This is a genomic window from Streptococcus sp. HMSC10A01 (genome assembly GCF_001807785.1).
Lineage (GTDB): Bacteria > Bacillota > Bacilli > Lactobacillales > Streptococcaceae > Streptococcus > Streptococcus gordonii.
Genome location: NZ_KV790983.1, coordinates 334,486 through 350,377, shown reverse-complemented (window position 1 = coordinate 350,377; position 15,892 = coordinate 334,486). Strand labels below are relative to the sequence as shown.

The following is a 15,892-nucleotide window of genomic DNA, read 5'->3' as shown; positions in this document are numbered from 1 at the left end:
AAGAGAATAAATATTTTCCTGAAGTAAATGAGGTAAACAAATTTTTAAAACAGATAGAAGATAGGAATAATGAGATTATAATATTTGTTAAATTTATATAATAAAAATGGAGAGGAGTGCTAGCCTCTCTCTTTTTCTAGGAGGGCATTATGAATAAAATATTTCACTATCTGGATAAGAAAACGAAGTTTTATACTATCATTGGTGCACTGGCAAATGGAGGTTTGGCTCTTGCTCAACCCTTAGTCGTATCACAAGCCTTATCCTTAAATCAGGGAGAACTGACTTATTCTAAAATCATACAGTTTGCTGTTTTTGGCTTTACAGTATACTTTGTCCTGTATAGCTTAATGCTCTTTTGTAATCATACACATAATGTTTTTCGTCGTGAAATTCAAATGAATATGAGGGCAGATTTATTTGACAAGCTGATGACAAATAAAGATTTTAGCGAAGATGAAAAAATCACCATGCTCACACAAGATATGGAGTATTTGGGGGATAATTACTTAGAAAAATACGTCAATATCATTTGCTGGAGCTTTGTTGCATTACTAACAGCGATTTATATTATTTCGCAAAATTTGTTGCTAGGTAGCATTTTTGTCTTTTTCACTATTTTACGTCCTATTCCTCAGTTCTTGATGAATAAAAGACTCAAACATACTGGTGATGACATGGCGCAAGGCAGAGTAGAAGTTCATAATCAAGTATCTGATAGTATCCGAGGAGCACATACTCTACTCATGAACCAAGCAATTTCTGAAAATCAGAACAGATTTTGGAAGATTAATCTAAATTATCAACGAGCAATTCAAAAGTTTTGCTTTACCCATAATGTTATTTTCTTTTGCAACGGTTTTATGGTCTTTTTGAGCCAAGTTTTACCACTTGTTTTAGGTTTTTACTTTGCTATGGCCGGGCAGAAAGTGTCAGTGGCAAGTCTTGTTGCCATGTACATCGCAGCAGGTCAGCTAGTGAGCCCTATTCAGACTATTATGTATGATGCTGTAGATATACAAGGGGCAAAAACGACAGCAGATAAGATTTTTGGAATATTAGAAATTGGAGATGTAAAACAGATAGATAAAAAAGATGCGCAAGAATTGCATGCCCTGCACATTAAAAATTTAAGTAAATCCTATGGTGACAGACAGCTTTTTACTCATCTAAACTTGGATGTTCAAGCAGGTCAGAAAGTTTTAATCAAAGGACCGAGTGGTTGTGGTAAGTCAACCTTGTTCCGACTCATTACTAGAGAAGAAATAGCAGATGAGGGAGAAATTATCGGCGTGACAACTGTTAATGAATGTACATCAAGTTTTGTATCCAGTATAGGAATTATTAACCAACACCCATTTCTCTTTAACGATACAGTGCGTTACAATTTGACCTTAGGACAAGAATTTTCTGAGGAAGAGCTGCTTGCTGTTTTGAAACAAGTCAAACTAGATTTTGAATTGACAGGTGGGCTGGATTTTATTATCAAGAATAACGGGGAGAATATTTCTGGGGGACAAAGGGTGCGGATTGAATTGGCACGCTTTCTTCTTCGTAGAAAAAATCTATTATTAGCTGATGAAGTGACAGCAACCCTAGATAAAGAAAACGCCCTCATGGTACATGAACTACTATTTTCTCTTCCTGTTATGATGTTAGAAATTGCCCATCATATTGATGATGAAAGTAGATATCAACAAGTTGTAGATTTAGGAAAATATTAATTCTGGCCCAAAAGTCAGTTTTATCATAAAATGAAGTAAATATTTCAGCAATAAAAGACCCAGTATCAAGATTTTTCAGCACATAAAAATATTCGTTTTTCTGCTTATAAATACTTTTCCCAACTTCACTCTTATTTCTTATCACAAGATTGTGATAGTTTACATCTTCATAACAAAAGCTTCAAAGTCTTGATTGTTTTGAAAAAAGATTATAAAATATGATTCAGCAAAAAATGAAAGAGGCTATAAAAATGTCTGAAAAACAAATGAAAATTTTAGGTTGGGTAGCGACCTTCATGTCTGTTATGATGTATGTGTCTTACTTCCCACAAATCATGAACAACTTGGCTGGTCAAAAAGGAAACTTCATCCAACCCTTGGTCGCAGCTATCAACTGCAGTCTCTGGGTCTACTATGGACTTTTCAAAAAAGAAAGAGATATTCCACTTGCAGCAGCCAATGCACCTGGGATTGTTTTTGGCCTCGTAACGGCTATCACGGCTTTGATTTAAAAGGAACGGAGAAGACTGGTTTTCAGTCTTCTTTTTTTGTTTCAGAGGAGACTATTGCTTTTTTTGAGAGGATAATTTTTTTAAAAAGGATCTGATCAACTTAAATAGTAGAATAGTATCAGTATATCACAGTATTTTATAAGAAAAGGTTTACAGAATGACCTATAATATAAGTAAATAAACAAGCAATTAGAAAGCGAGTAGAAATATGACTGAAAAACTGACTTTTCCTGATGGTTTTTTGTGGGGCGGAGCGACAGCTGCCAACCAGTGTGAGGGAGCTTATGATGCGGATGGTCGCGGGCTGGCTAACGTAGATGTGGTGCCGATTGGTGAGGACCGTCTGGCCATCATCACTGGTAAGAAAAAGATGTTTAACTTTGAGGACGGCTATTTCTACCCAGCCAAGGAAGCCATTGACATGTACCATCGCTTCAAGGAGGACATTGCCCTCTTTGGTGAGATGGGCTTTAAGACCTATCGGCTGTCCATTGCTTGGAGCCGGATTTTTCCTAAGGGAGATGAGCTGGGGCCTAATGAAGCTGGTCTGAAATTTTACGAAGACCTCTTTAAGGAATGCCACAAGTACGGCATTGAGCCCTTGGTGACCATTACTCACTTTGACTGTCCCATGCACTTGATTGAGCAATATGGTGGTTGGCGGAATCGTCTCATGCTGGAATTTTACGAGCGTCTCTGCCGGACTCTCTTTACCCGCTACAAGGGCTTGGTCAAGTACTGGCTGACCTTTAATGAGATTAACATGATCCTGCATGCACCTTTTATGGGGGCTGGGCTCTGCTTTGAAGAAGGTGAAAATGAGGAGCAGGTCAAGTACCAAGCGGCCCATCATGAGCTGGTAGCCTCAGCCATTGCTACCAAGCTGGCACATGAGATTGACCCGGAAAATAAGGTAGGCTGCATGCTGGCGGCGGGTCAAAATTATCCTAACACCTGCCATCCACGCGATGTATGGGCTGGTATGGAGGAAGACAGGAAAAGCTATTTCTTCATCGACGTGCAGGCGCGTGGTGAATATCCCAACTATGCCAAGAAAGCTTGGGAGCGCGAGGGCATCACTGTCGAGATGACAGAAGAAGACCTACAGCTGCTCAAGGAGCATACGGTGGACTTCATTTCCTTCTCATACTACTCTAGCCGGGTGGCTTCAGGCGACCCTAAGGTCAATGAGCTGACCGAGGGTAATATCTTTGCTTCTCTCAAGAACCCTTATTTGGAAGCTTCTGAGTGGGGCTGGCAGATTGATCCGTTGGGCTTGCGCATTACGCTAAATACCATCTGGGATCGTTATCAAAAGCCTATGTTTATCGTGGAAAATGGTCTGGGTGCAGTGGATACTCCAGATGAAAATGGCTATGTGGCTGATGATTACCGGATTAACTATCTGGCGGCCCATGTCAAGGCTATGCGGGAAGCCATCAATGAAGACGGTGTGGTGCTGTGGGGCTACACGACCTGGGGCTGTATCGACCTAGTATCAGCCGGCACTGGCGAGATGAAGAAGCGCTACGGCTTTATCTATGTGGACCGGGACAATGAAGGCAAGGGAACACTCAAGCGATCTAAGAAAAAATCCTTTGACTGGTACAAGGAAGTCATCGCGACTAACGGAGCGTCTGTGAAATAAGAAAAAGGCTGAGATATGAATGTCTCAGCCTTGTTTTTGATTTGTCCCCATTCCGATCTTAGACTGAATCGGATGAGAACTGGGAGAACCCAAGCATTATGACCCTAAAAAGAAATAGTGTAAATAAATTTTCTTTTATAAATCCTCAATAGCGAATCTTATACTTCTAAAGATAACTCTACAAAATACTCTAATCATTCTTTGTTTCCTTTCTACACGCGATCCAGAAATATTGCTTTCTTTCATTGTAAGGAACAGGTTTCAAATATTCTTCAAGAAATTCTAAAATATTTCTAAAGTTTTGTACGAAGATGACATTTCATTGACTTACGGCTTTTTCCTTGCTACACTAATAGTAAAAATGGAACAGAGGAGAAGGACTGTGGCTAGAATTCTGGTGATTGAAGACAATAATGATATTCATGCGATTCTGACAAGTCTGTTTGAGAAAGAACATGAAGTATACTCGGCTTATTCGGGAACAGAAGGGCTGGCTGTTTTTGAGCGGGAAAAGCCTGATCTGGTCTTGCTGGATATCATGTTGCCTGGTAAGAATGGTGACCAAGTATTGAAGGAAATTCGCAGGACTAACAGCCAAGTGCCTATTCTAATGCTGACGGCTTTGGGAGAGAAGTCGCTTGTCAGTGAGTATCTTTTAAATGGAGCCAATGACTATATTGTCAAGCCCTTTAATCTGGATGAGGTCTTTGCCCGTGTAACAGTTCAGTTGCGTAGTCAGCAAGTCACATCGGCAGAGGAAGAAAGTCTTTGTTTTAAGAATATTCAATTGTTGCCAGCAACTTTTCAGGCTGTTTGTGGGGAACGAGAGATTCGTTTGAGTAAGAAAGAATTTCAAATTTTTCAACTCTTGCTCCGCCATCCTAAAAAAATCTTTACTAAAGAAGCTTTGTTTGAATCTGTATGGGAAGAAGCCTATCTTCCTGGGGACAATACCCTCAATACTCATCTTAGCAACCTACGTAAAAAGCTGGCTCAGCTGGATCCATCCGAAGAGTATGTTGAAACAGTTTGGGGCCTAGGTGTAAGACTCAAGGAGGACTGAAATGGGAGTTCTTGCATTTTTATTGGCCATTATCTGCCTACTTTTAGTCCTTGTCTTGATACGTTATCATATAGCAGTTAAGGATGTAGCCCAGCAAATCCGGCAAAAGCGTCAACAGGCTAGTTCTAGTAGGCTAGCTCCATCGGTCCATGTAGCAAGTATTCTAGAGCTGACTGAAGAGGTTGAGGAGATCTTTCAGGAGCTGGATAAGACGACCTTTGTGGTGCAGCAAGAGAAAAAGACTCTGGACATGGCTATCAGTAATATTGCTCACGATATCCGGACGCCTTTGACCATTGCTAGTGGCTATACCCAGCAACTATTAAAAGAAAATAACCAAGAGAGTCAGCAACTAGTCAAGATTGCGGATAGTCTGGGGATGGTATCCAAACGGCTAGAAGCCTTGATGGAGTATCGCCGACTGATGGAGGGAGCTATTCGCCCAACCTTTGTTAAGACGGATCTTTCTCAGCTGGTGACTCAGCAACTTTTTGCTTATTACGATGCCTTTCAGAAAGCTCAGATTGACTTGGATCTTGATTTGACTGAAGGTTTGACCTTGACAACGGATCCTGATATTTTGGAGCGTATTGTCCAAAATATGATAAGTAATGTCCTTAAGCATGGTCAAAAGGCTGCCAGTATTTCTCTGAAACAAGACGGAGAGCACTGTATCTTTATCGTCAAAAATATCGTTCAACAACCAATCTTGCACCTGGATAAATTAACCAACCGTTTCTATTCAGAAAATCTCTCCAGCAGTGAGGAGTCCTCTGGTCTAGGTCTTTATATCACCCAGCAGTTAGTCGAAATCCTAGGTGGGGACTTGACCATGAGAGCCGAAGACGACTGGTTTGAACTGGTTGTGACCTTGTAAAAAAGACTTGAAAAAGCAAAATAAGGAAGGCTCAGCTCTATCAGCTAGCCTTAAAATCCGCTCATAAACCTCAGCTAATTTTTGAATTGGCTGAGGTTTATTTTTAGATTAAACCAAAGAAAGGCTTGATAAAAATGCATTTTTGTTTTGTGATTTGAAAAGTCAATTATCTTAGAGAGGCCATTTTGCCTGTCAAAGTGAAAAATCAACCAACTGCTCTAAACCCTTGATATAACTGACTTGCAACTGACAGTTGACAATGATTCCAAGTTCAATCACCCAAAAAGCAACTAGATTTTTTCTTTATTCCAAGTCCAGTCGCTAGAAAGGCAACTGGCTTTTTTGTTAATCTGAAAGCAGAAGCCAAGTTTTTGATTTCGGAATGAACGAATCGCTGTCTTTGAGGATTTTGATTAAAAACTTGAGTTTAATTTGAAGGAGGAAAAAGCATGAAGAAAGTTCCTTTATTCATTATGCTAATCTTATTTTTATTTTTAACTGCTTTATCGGCTGCTGCTGATGAGGCTCGACTTCCCTCTGAGACATCCTATAGCCAAATCGGACAGAAAATCCAAGACTATGTCAAGGAACATGAAAAGACATCGGCTAGCATGGCGACAGCAGTCTTCGACAAGGACGGTACCATTTACCAAGATTTCTTTGGCTATATGAACAAAGAAAAAGAATAAACCTAGCATTGTATGATGAGGTGACAGGCAGACTTTGCGGTGTCTTCGCCTTGTGCTATAATAAGTGTCAATGAAAGAAAGTATAAAAAATAAGAAAGAGTAGGTAAAACAATCCATGAATCTATCAGACAGAATCCAGTACCTGCGAAAAGCGCGGGGCATTTCGCAGGAGGGGCTAGCCGACCAAATCGGTGTGTCCAGACAGGCCGTTTCCAAGTGGGAGAGCGAGCAGAGTATGCCTGATTTGGATAAGATCATTTCCATGAGTGACTATTTTGAGGTGACTACAGACTATCTGCTCAAGGGAATTGAGCCTGTAGTCCAGAAAGAGGAAGAGCAGTCAATCGAGCACAGGAGAATTGCCAGCAATATTTGCTATCAACTCACTCTTGGCTTGGTCGGTCTGGGAATCATCCTCTCCATTATCCTAGCTGATTTTCTCAAGGTTAGTGTCTTGCTAACGCCGGTGCTGATCGTCCAGGGAGTAGGGCTACTGGTGTGGGGAACAGGCCACAATCTATCCGAGGTAAGACCTTCTTTTCAGGTTAAGCTAGCCTTGATTTTATTCTTGCTTTTTGTTCCTCTCGGATTTCTATCTAATGTTCTTTTTCCTATGGGCAAGATCTTTCCATATCCGACTAGTCTAGCAGCTAGCCTTGCCTTTGTCATTTTCTACCTTATCCTAGGAGTCTGCATCAGTCTGTTCTTGAAAAAGCAAAGATTGGAAGCAGTGAAAGAAAGCCGATAAAGCGGGCTAGACCAGAAGGGGTGAAATCCGCTCAAAAAAACTCAGCTAATTTAGTGATTAGCTGAGTTTTTATTTTACAAATCTCTCTTCTTCAGTGTAGCCAGTCCTGCTATGGTAAAGACCGTGATTAGACTGAGAGCAAAGATAGCTGTTTTGGCGATGACACCTGGTATTGAAGCGTCTTCGTAGAAGAACTCCATCTTGATAGCCTTGAACCATTCATTATTGGCATCGAACATTTGACTAGGGAGACCGAGTAAGATGTAGGTCATGATATAGGTGATAAAGACGACACTATAGTTTCGAGTCAAGTAGAGGACAAAGCTGGTAATGCAGTACCAAGCGTAGGTACAGATGATCTGCATGACAAAGAGTATTGCGAATTGTCCCCAGAAATTAGCTGGTAGGGTTCCCATATTACCGCCGGTTCGGACAAATTCGATGACAATACCAAAAGTGTAGAGCAGTATGAACTGTAGAGGAAGTAAGCTGCCGATAACCAGTGCTTTAGAGAAGTAATATTGGGTCCGAGTCTTGCCTGTAGTCAGGTTATTGTGATAAAGTTTGTCATTGAGATCAACACCGAGAAGCAAGCTAGTCATGACATTGCAGGCAATAAAGAGCATGCCAATATTGTAGGTGACGGCATATATGGCAAAAAAGATACCGTTGTCGGAACTGACGGCTTGGGAAGTGAAAATGGCGAGGAGAATTCCAAAGATGCAGAAAGCCTGCACTCCCCAGAATCCTACGGAGCGGAAGATACGGTAGTAATCCGCCTTGATGCTATTAAACATGGGTGTTCCCTCCTTCTTGGTTGATTAAGTCTGTAAAGTATTTCTCTAAGTCTTTGTGGGCGTAGTAGATTTCCCCGATTGGGATATCTGCTAGGATTAATTCCTTGGCAATCTTGCGAATTTCTTGTACTTGGCCGGAAATATGCAGCTCATCTTCCTTGTTGGTCGGTCTGAGCTGGTAGCCGAGCTTGTCTTGCACTAAATGAGCAGCTTGCTGGATATTATCCGTTTTGAGGATGATATAGTCGCCGCTTTTTTGGTCAAATTCTTCCTTAGACAGCTCTTTGATAAAATGCCCTTGATTGATAAATCCAAAACGAGTTGCTACTAGATAGAGCTCGGACAGGATATGGCTGGAAATGATGATAGTGATGCCCAGTTCTTGATTGAGGCGCTTGACCATTTCTCTAAATTCCTGAATCCCAACTGGGTCTAAACCATTGATGGGCTCGTCCAAAATGAGCAAGTCGGGACGCCCCAAAATGGCAATGGCAATGCCCAACCGCTGTCTCATCCCCAGAGAGAAATTGCGGAATTTTTTCTTTCCAGTATCGGTCAGGCCGACATATTGAAGGGTTTCTTTGATGACTTTGTCAGCATTTGGAATGCCCCGGTCGGTACAGTAGTAGCGCAGATTTTCATAGGCCGACATGTGGGCATGAGCTACAGGGGCCTCGATGACAGATCCAGTATGGCTGAGGGCTTTTGTCCATTCTTGTTGGCTCTGAGAGCCCAGGACAGATACGGTTCCTCCGCTAGGATAGATGACTTGAGTGATAATTTTGATCAGCGTGGTCTTACCAGCACCGTTTTTACCAATGAGACCGTAGATCTCTCCTTTTTTGATGGAAAGACTGACATCTTTCAGACCATATTGATCCCCGTATTTTTTAGTCAGTCCTTTCACTTCTAAAACATTTTGCATGGTGTTTCTCCTTTAATTCCTTTGTTTATAGTTTTAGTATACAAACTAATTATCAAATATTTCTCAAGTCTTTTTAAAGTATTTCTAAAGAAATATGAAATGAAAAAATTAAAAGGAGCAAGTTAAGAACCAGCTCCTTTTTTTACTATAAATCTTTTTTGTGGAAAGTATAGAGACTTGCTACGGTGAAGACGGTTCCTAAGACCAAGGCGATGAGAACAATTCTCAAGGTTACGCCACTGCTTTGAAGTGTCTCAAAGTCAAAGCTCATGGTTAAATGCTGCAGCCATAAAGATTTGGGGTATAATTGCGCAAGAGCTCCAGTTAAAGATGCGCAGAAAAGGTAACCTCCCAGAGCAGCAATCATAGATTTACTCAGATAAAGAATAAAGGAAATAATGGCTGTCCAAGCCATGACAGTCAGGCACTGCATAAAGAATAGAAGAGTAAACTGAAGCAGGAAGGTGGCGGATAAATCACCAATACCGTTTAGAATGGTCGCTAGGATAAAGTTGATACTATAAAAGAGAGCCAACTGCAAGAAGGTTACGCAGACCATGACTAGGGCTTTAGAGATGAAAAAGCTGGTACGGGAAACGCCGCTGGTTAAAGTATTCTTGTAAAGCTGCTTGTTCAGATCTGTCCCGATGACGACCATAGAGAGGATAATGATTATAAATGTATTATTACCGATTGCGCTGGAGCCAGCTTGTATCAGCTGGACGGCATTTAATTTGCTAAAGACTGCGCTCAAGGTCGTCAGTAGAAAGATGAATTCGGTAATCCAAACAGCCTTGGAACGAAAGAAACGGTAAAAATCTGCTTGAAAAGTATGTAACATGTTTTTTCTCCTTACTGGACTAAATCTGTAAAGTATTTTTCTAAATCTTTGTGAGCTGCATAGATAGCATTGACATGAATGTTGGATAAGACCAACTCCCTGTTGATGTCATTTAGTTCCTGTTCTTGGGCGACAATGTGCAACTCGTCAGATTTATCAGCTTCCTTGAGCTGATAGTGGAGCTTGCCTTGGATGAGATTGGCAGCCTGATCTCTATCTCTGGTCTTGAGGACGATATAATCTTCACTGGCTCGGTCAAAGTCGTCTTTGGTGAATTCTGCGACGAGTCGTCCTTGGTCAATCACGCCAAACTTGGTGGCTACCAGATAGAGCTCGGATAAGATGTGGCTGGAAATGATAAAAGTGATTCCCAATTCTTGGTTGAGTCGCTGAATCATCAGTCGAAATTCCTTGATGCCAAGCGGATCTAGGCCGTTGATGGGCTCATCTAAAATCATGAGTTCAGGCTTGCTTATAAGGGCAATAGCGATTCCCAAGCGCTGCTTCATTCCTAGCGAAAAGTTGCGGAATTTCTTTTTACCAGTATTGCCTAATCCGACATAGCCAGGGTTTCCTTGATGAGCTGGTCGGGCTGGGCAATCTGGTGGACCTTGCAGTAGTAGTTGAGATTTTGATAAGCAGTCATTTGATTGTAAGCGACCGGTGTTTCGATAACGGTTCCTATCTTGCGCAGGGCTTCGTTCCATTCCTTAGAGTTCTGCGAACCAAAGACAGACACGGTTCCGCTGTTGGCATGAATGAGCCGGCTAATGGTCTTGAGAAGAGTGGTTTTGCCAGCCCCATTCTTGCCAATCAGTCCATAAATATCGCCTTTTTGGATCAAAAGACTGACATGATCAAGCGCATATTGTTGGCCATATTGTTTGGTAACTTGCTTTACTTCTAAAACAGTTTGCATAGCATATTCTCGCTTTCTTAGGTTTAACTATAGTATACAAACCAAATTTCAAATATTTCTCAAGTCTTTTTAAAGTATTTCTAAAGAAATATGAAATACAAAGAAAAACAAAAAGAGCTAGTCAGGGACTAACTCTGTAAATTTATAAGTCTCGATGTTGGAAGGCCTGATAGCCACCCCAAAGGGATCCGGCAAGGATCAAGAATGTGAAGAAATCAGAATTTAGTTGAGGGAAAAGAGCGTGGAGGCTAGCCTGAAGCATTATCAGGACGAAAAAAATTAGATAGCTGGCTAGAGTAGAGTAGGTTAGGTAGAGTAGGCAGGCAAAGGCAGAACTACAGGCCATGATAAAGACAAAGGAACGAAAGAAGGATAGTGAAAAATTCTCAAAGAAATCCTTTGGCATGATCCCAGGCCCATGAAAGATACTTCCCAAGATAAAAGCTGTGACAAATACGGTAGCCAATTGAATAAGACTAGTAGTTGTAAGGGTAGCAGTTTTAAATAGATAAAATTCTTTTCGCGAAAGGCCACTAGCTAATGTATTATTGTAGAGTTTTTTGGTCAGGTCTCGCCCCAATAAAGAAGTAGTGAGGACAAGAACTGCAATCATGACAAAGGGGAGGAAATCATGAGCGACTTGATTGAGGGCTTGAAATCCTGTCCATCCTTGACTGACTATTTCATCTTGTCCAGAAGGTTTAGAGACATACAAACTAAAGTTAGCTTCTCCAAAAGAGCTAACGAAGATGAGGAGGAAGAGCAGACCCTCTGTTATCCAAAAAAGTTTGGAACGGATGAGCTGGAAGAGTTCCGCCTGAATGGTGTGTAACATGGAATTTCCTCCTATTGTTTAAAATACTACTAGCATCTTATAAATTTTTTGTTTTAAAAATCTTTAGTCCCCCAATGAGAAAGAGGAAGGTGACAGCTGATGTTGTAAGGATAGCCTTGATGACAGTTCCTCCATCAGCTGCCATAGCAGTGTTGAAACGTAGAGTGAGATAGGGGAGCCATTCATTATCAGGATAAAAGATAAGAGGGATAGATAGTAGGGCTCCGCCAATAAAATAGGTTAAAAAGCTAGATACGATAGAGTGACTGGCATAGAGGACAAAAGAGATGATACTAATCCAAGCGATGGTGCTGAGAAATTGAACGAAAAGAGCAGCGCCCAGATGAGGCAAAAAAGAGCTAGGGGCAGTTCCGATTCCGTTGGACAGGCTGGCAGTCACAAAGGAGATAGCCAGAATAAAGAGAAGGTGTAGAAGTGCGATACTAACGCAAACAAAGAACTTAGAAAAATAATAGCTGAGTTTAGAGATGCCGTAGCTGAGGCAGTTCTTGTAGAGCTTTCGTGATAGATCCACTCCAAGGACCATACTGATGATAATAATGGTGAAAAGGAGTAGACTGTCTGTATTGCCTGCAAAATAGTCCAAAGCTTGAAGGCCGGTTAGTTTTCCTAGAGATTGACTAGCAGCCGCATTTCTGGAGATATTTGCTCCAAAATGAATATTTGCTTGAAGGAAGGTTGCTGAGGAAATCACACAGAATAATAAAAACTCAGTAATCCAAAAGCCTTTTGAGCGCATGAGCCGGTAAAAATCGGCACGAATGAAGTCTTTCATAATGAGCCTCCCTTTGTTACTCAACTAAATCCGTAAAGAAATTTTCCAGATTTTGACGTGCATAGTAGATTTCTTGCACAGGTAGACCTGCACCTACAAGTTCTTCTACAATCTTGCTGATTTGGTGCGAATGAGTGAAAATATGAATTTCGTCAGAAGCATTGACCACCTTGATCCGATAATTGAGCTGGTCATGAATAAGCCGGCTGGCTTCTTCTAATTTGGAAGTCTTAAGAACAATATAGTCTTCGCTTTGCTCTTCAAACTCAGACTTAGAAATTTCTCGAATCAGTCTGCCTTGTTCGATGATGCCAAACTTTGTTCCCACTAAATAGAGTTCAGATAAGATGTGGCTGGAGATGATAAAGGTCATCCTCAATTCTTCGTTGAGCCGTTGGACCATCTGACGGAATTCTTTAATACCGACTGGGTCTAAACCGTTGATCGGTTCGTCTAGAATCATCAAATCTGGCTTAGATAGCAAGGCGATAGCAATACCCAAACGTTGCTTCATACCGAGTGAAAAATCTCTGAATTTCTTCTTGCCAGTATCTGTTAGGTTTACGTATTTCAAGGTTTCTTGGATAACCTTGTCAGCATGAGGGATATGGCGGAGTTTGCAGTAGTAGTTGAGATTTTCGTAGGCTGTCAAGTGATTGTGAGCAACCGGCGTTTCGATGACAGACCCGACCCGCTTGAGGCCTTGCGTCCATTCTTTTTGATTTTGAGAACCAAAAAGAGAAACACTGCCACTATCTGCCTCTAGTAACTGAGCGATAATCTTGATGAGGGTCGTTTTTCCGGCTCCATTTTTCCCGATAAGACCGTAAATGTCACCTTTTTTGATGGTCAGACTAACGTCGGTCAGGGCATATTGTTGGCCGAATTTCTTGCTAATTTGCTGTAAAACCAAAATATTTTCCATGATGAGTTCTCCTTGTATAGATAGGGAGAGGAAGCTCTCTTTTCACTATCCAGTATAGTACCAATCTTTCAAATAATTCTCAAGCATTTCTAAATTATTTCTAAAGTTTTTTAGCAAAAAAATTCCTGCAAATAGCAGAAATTTTTCAGTTATATCTAGCTTGTGTAAGTCCTTGATTGATCATCGAAGACTTTGTGATACAAGGTTCTAATGCTTACTTTTATATTGGTGGCTTGCTGTCCAATTCCAGCTCATACAGTCCTCTAACTGCATTGCAAGCATAGATTTTATCGGCTTTAGCTAGGTCAGCTAGCGTTAAAACTTTCTCAGTGGCCTTACCCTCATCTAGTAGCTGCTGGCGGTAGATGCCCTTGAGAAGTCCCAGTTCAGCTGGAGGCGTGTAGAGTTTGCCATCGAGCTCCAGCAGTAGATTTCCGATAGAAGTTTCCAGCAGCTGGCCTTGTGCATTGTAGTAAATCTGCTCTTGCTGCTCCAAGGTCAGATGTGGCCGATAACTGGTCTTGAAATAGGTAAAGGGATGGGCTAGATTGGCTGTCTGCTCGACCAGTTTTGCCTTTCTGAAAGCCTCTGTTAGTGGCAGTAGAGGGGCCGTTTCTAGCTCAATGCTACCGTCTTTTTTTAGAGCTATACGCAGCCTGTAATCCTGCCCTTTATCCAGCTGAGCGCAGCTTTCTTCTAGCTCTTGCTCTAGCTTACTTTGGTCAAAAGGATAGGCAAAGTAGCTGGCTGCTTCTTCCAGTCTTTGCAGGTGTTTGTCTTGCAAGGTCAGGTTTCCATTTGTCACTTTTCCTGTAGAAATCAGGTCGAATCGCGGATTTTTTCGATAGAGGACTGCAGATTTTTGCTGGGTTTCGATGTATTCAGATTTCCACGTGCTGTCCCAAGTGATGCCGCCACCAACGCCATAGATAGCTTTTCTTTCCTCGAGCTGAATGGTGCGGATGGCGACATTGAAAATCCGTCTCTGGTCTGGTAGGCAGATGCCGACTGTACCGCAGTAAACCCCGCGAGCAGCTTTTTCTGTCGCCTTGATGATAGCCATGGTCGAAATCTTAGGAGCGCCTGTAATGGATCCGCAAGGAAAGAGCGCCTTGAAAAGTTCTGCCAGCCCAACTTCCTCCTGCAGCTGGCTTTTGATGGTAGAGGTCATCTGCCAGACCGTAGAGTATTGCTCGACGCTGCAGAGTCGCTCAACCCGCTCGCTGCCAGTCCGAGAAATGCGGTTCATATCATTGCGCAGCAAATCGACAATCATCATATTTTCTGCTCGGTTTTTGGCATCTTGAGCTAACCATGCAGCCTGCTCTCTATCCTGCTCTAAGGTCAGTCCCCGATTGGTGGTCCCTTTCATAGGGCGAGTGGTCAGTTGACCTCGGTACTCCTCGAAAAAGAGCTCGGGACTGATGGACAAGATGGCGGTCTCATCATGCTCTACATAGGCATTGTAGGCTGCATTTTGCTCGACGACCAGCCTATTGTAAATAGCCAAGCTGTCCTCAGGATTGAGCTCCGCGCACAGCTGCACCGTATAGTTGACCTGATAGGTATCACCCTGACGGATATGATGATGGATAGTCTCAATTGCCTTTTGGTACTCTTGCTCAGAAGTCAGCTCCTGCCAAGCCACTGGCATCTCCACTTCCTCATAGGTCAAGGGAATGGCAGCCTGCTCTGCCTTATCGTGGATAGTAAAGTAGAGGAGGTATTCTTTCTGGAGCGGTGCTGAATGAACTCGGAACTTTTCCTCAAAGGCTGGAGCTGCTTCATAGCTGACATAGCCGACAGCGTAGTATCCTTTCTCCTGCCAGCTCTCAATCTCTGTCAAAAGTTCCTCCACTTGGTCCAGGCGGCGAGTCTTTAGCTCCTTGATGGGATTCATAAAAATCAGGCGTTGGCCCAATTGCTTAAAATCAATAATCGTTTTCTTGTGCATAAAGTTATTTTATCACAAGATAATTTGAATGAAAACGGATTTATCGGATATGACAATCATTCTTTTATAATGGTTGACAGATTAGAAAGTGGTTAGGTATACTATTTTAAAAAAAGAAAAAATGAGATTTATATGAAGTCGAATAAATTGTTATTGGTAAATGGAATTACCAGTATCTTAGGAGGACTCTTAATCCTTTACGCTTCTTCTGAGAGATGGGACTGGAAAATAGTTGATTTAGTTCCCAAACTGGTCGAAAACTCTGGTTGGGGTGGCTTGGTGGTATTAATAAGCCTGCTGTTTTTGGCGCTTTCTATTGTCGGAATGGCACATTATAGCGAAGACTCAAGAGTCAATAAGACCAGCCATAAGCTTCTCTTTTGTGCCTCAATTGTTGGATTTATCCCTTTTTTGGGTAACTTAGCTGGCCTTTTATCTATAGGGGGAGGAGCTCTATACCTTTTAGATTTGCCGAGATTTAAGAGTGATGAAAAGGCTGAGTAAGCTGTGTCGCGTCCACTTTTTCTCAATCGAAGAGCTCAGAAAATGATGGTGAAATAAGAAAAACCAGCGAGAAAATCGCTGTTTTTTCTATTTTGAATTATAGTTTTTACTTATATCAAACAATAATTTCAATCA

General features: G+C 41.7%; 13 protein-coding genes and 3 pseudogenes. 8 read left to right on the top strand and 8 right to left on the bottom strand.

The features are described from left to right. Positions 1–149 precede the first annotated feature (149 nt). The 7 genes and pseudogenes from HMPREF3108_RS08785 to HMPREF3108_RS08755 all read left to right on the top strand — a co-directional run bounded on the left by HMPREF3108_RS08785 (position 150) and on the right by HMPREF3108_RS08755 (position 7,247). Complete coding sequence (locus HMPREF3108_RS08785; RefSeq protein ID WP_048777379.1) at positions 150–1,724, top strand: ATP-binding cassette domain-containing protein; 1,575 nt, start codon at positions 150–152, stop codon at positions 1,722–1,724. 251 nt (positions 1,725–1,975) lie between these two features. Then, entirely contained in the window at positions 1,976–2,236 is a 261-nt protein-coding gene (locus tag HMPREF3108_RS08780) for a SemiSWEET family transporter (RefSeq protein ID WP_001291473.1), read from the top strand. A 208-nt stretch (positions 2,237–2,444) separates the two neighbouring features. Further along, positions 2,445–3,884 carry a 6-phospho-beta-glucosidase gene (locus HMPREF3108_RS08775; protein ID WP_048777378.1) on the top strand — a complete coding sequence of 480 codons (1,440 nt, stop codon included), beginning with the start codon at positions 2,445–2,447 and terminating at the stop codon, positions 3,882–3,884. A 382-nt stretch (positions 3,885–4,266) separates the two neighbouring features. Further along, positions 4,267–4,947: a response regulator transcription factor gene (locus tag HMPREF3108_RS08770; RefSeq protein WP_070494266.1), complete on the top strand. Its 681-nt coding sequence runs from the start codon at positions 4,267–4,269 to the stop codon at positions 4,945–4,947. Between the two features lies 1 nt (position 4,948). After that, the gene (locus tag HMPREF3108_RS08765) at positions 4,949–5,824 is read left to right on the top strand and encodes a sensor histidine kinase (RefSeq protein WP_048777376.1); all 876 of its coding nucleotides are present in this window, start codon (positions 4,949–4,951) and stop codon (positions 5,822–5,824) included. Between the two features lie 449 nt (positions 5,825–6,273). Further along, positions 6,274–6,507 (top strand): annotated as a pseudogene (locus tag HMPREF3108_RS08760) (hypothetical protein); the annotation flags it as partial. Positions 6,508–6,628: 121 nt separating this feature from the next. Further along, a pseudogene (locus HMPREF3108_RS08755) lies at positions 6,629–7,247 on the top strand (helix-turn-helix domain-containing protein). Between the two features lie 88 nt (positions 7,248–7,335). Here the strand turns inward: HMPREF3108_RS08755 and HMPREF3108_RS08750 are convergent. The 8 genes and pseudogenes from HMPREF3108_RS08750 to pabB form a co-directional block, all read right to left on the bottom strand. Continuing rightward, complete coding sequence (locus HMPREF3108_RS08750) at positions 7,336–8,058, bottom strand: lantibiotic ABC transporter permease (RefSeq protein WP_060553118.1); 723 nt, start codon at positions 8,056–8,058, stop codon at positions 7,336–7,338. Further along, positions 8,051–8,983, bottom strand: a complete 933-nt coding sequence (locus HMPREF3108_RS08745; protein ID WP_070494264.1) for an ABC transporter ATP-binding protein — start codon at positions 8,981–8,983, stop codon at positions 8,051–8,053. Before HMPREF3108_RS08745 ends, HMPREF3108_RS08750 begins: the two co-directional genes overlap by 8 nt. Before the next feature lie 145 nt (positions 8,984–9,128). Beyond that, positions 9,129–9,824 (bottom strand): ABC-2 family transporter permease, encoded by a 696-nt coding sequence (locus tag HMPREF3108_RS08740; protein ID WP_070494262.1) that lies wholly within the window; start codon positions 9,822–9,824, stop codon positions 9,129–9,131. Positions 9,825–9,835: 11 nt separating this feature from the next. Then, positions 9,836–10,743: pseudogene (locus HMPREF3108_RS08735) on the bottom strand (ATP-binding cassette domain-containing protein). A gap of 142 nt (positions 10,744–10,885) precedes the next feature. After that, the gene (locus HMPREF3108_RS08730; RefSeq protein WP_070494260.1) at positions 10,886–11,578 is read right to left on the bottom strand and encodes an ABC transporter permease; all 693 of its coding nucleotides are present in this window, start codon (positions 11,576–11,578) and stop codon (positions 10,886–10,888) included. Positions 11,579–11,615: 37 nt separating this feature from the next. Continuing rightward, the gene (locus HMPREF3108_RS08725) at positions 11,616–12,374 is read right to left on the bottom strand and encodes an ABC transporter permease (protein WP_048777369.1); all 759 of its coding nucleotides are present in this window, start codon (positions 12,372–12,374) and stop codon (positions 11,616–11,618) included. A gap of 16 nt (positions 12,375–12,390) precedes the next feature. Continuing rightward, a complete protein-coding gene (locus HMPREF3108_RS08720) occupies positions 12,391–13,299 on the bottom strand; it encodes an ABC transporter ATP-binding protein (protein ID WP_048777368.1) in 909 nt (302 codons plus the stop codon). A gap of 220 nt (positions 13,300–13,519) precedes the next feature. Next, on the bottom strand, positions 13,520–15,253 hold the full coding sequence (pabB, locus tag HMPREF3108_RS08715) for an aminodeoxychorismate synthase component I (RefSeq protein ID WP_048777367.1): 1,734 nt from the start codon (positions 15,251–15,253) through the stop codon (positions 13,520–13,522). 132 nt (positions 15,254–15,385) lie between these two features. Between pabB and HMPREF3108_RS08710 the strand changes: the two genes are divergently transcribed. Further along, positions 15,386–15,757 (top strand): hypothetical protein, encoded by a 372-nt coding sequence (locus tag HMPREF3108_RS08710; protein ID WP_048777366.1) that lies wholly within the window; start codon positions 15,386–15,388, stop codon positions 15,755–15,757. The last annotated feature ends 135 nt before the right edge of the window (positions 15,758–15,892 follow it).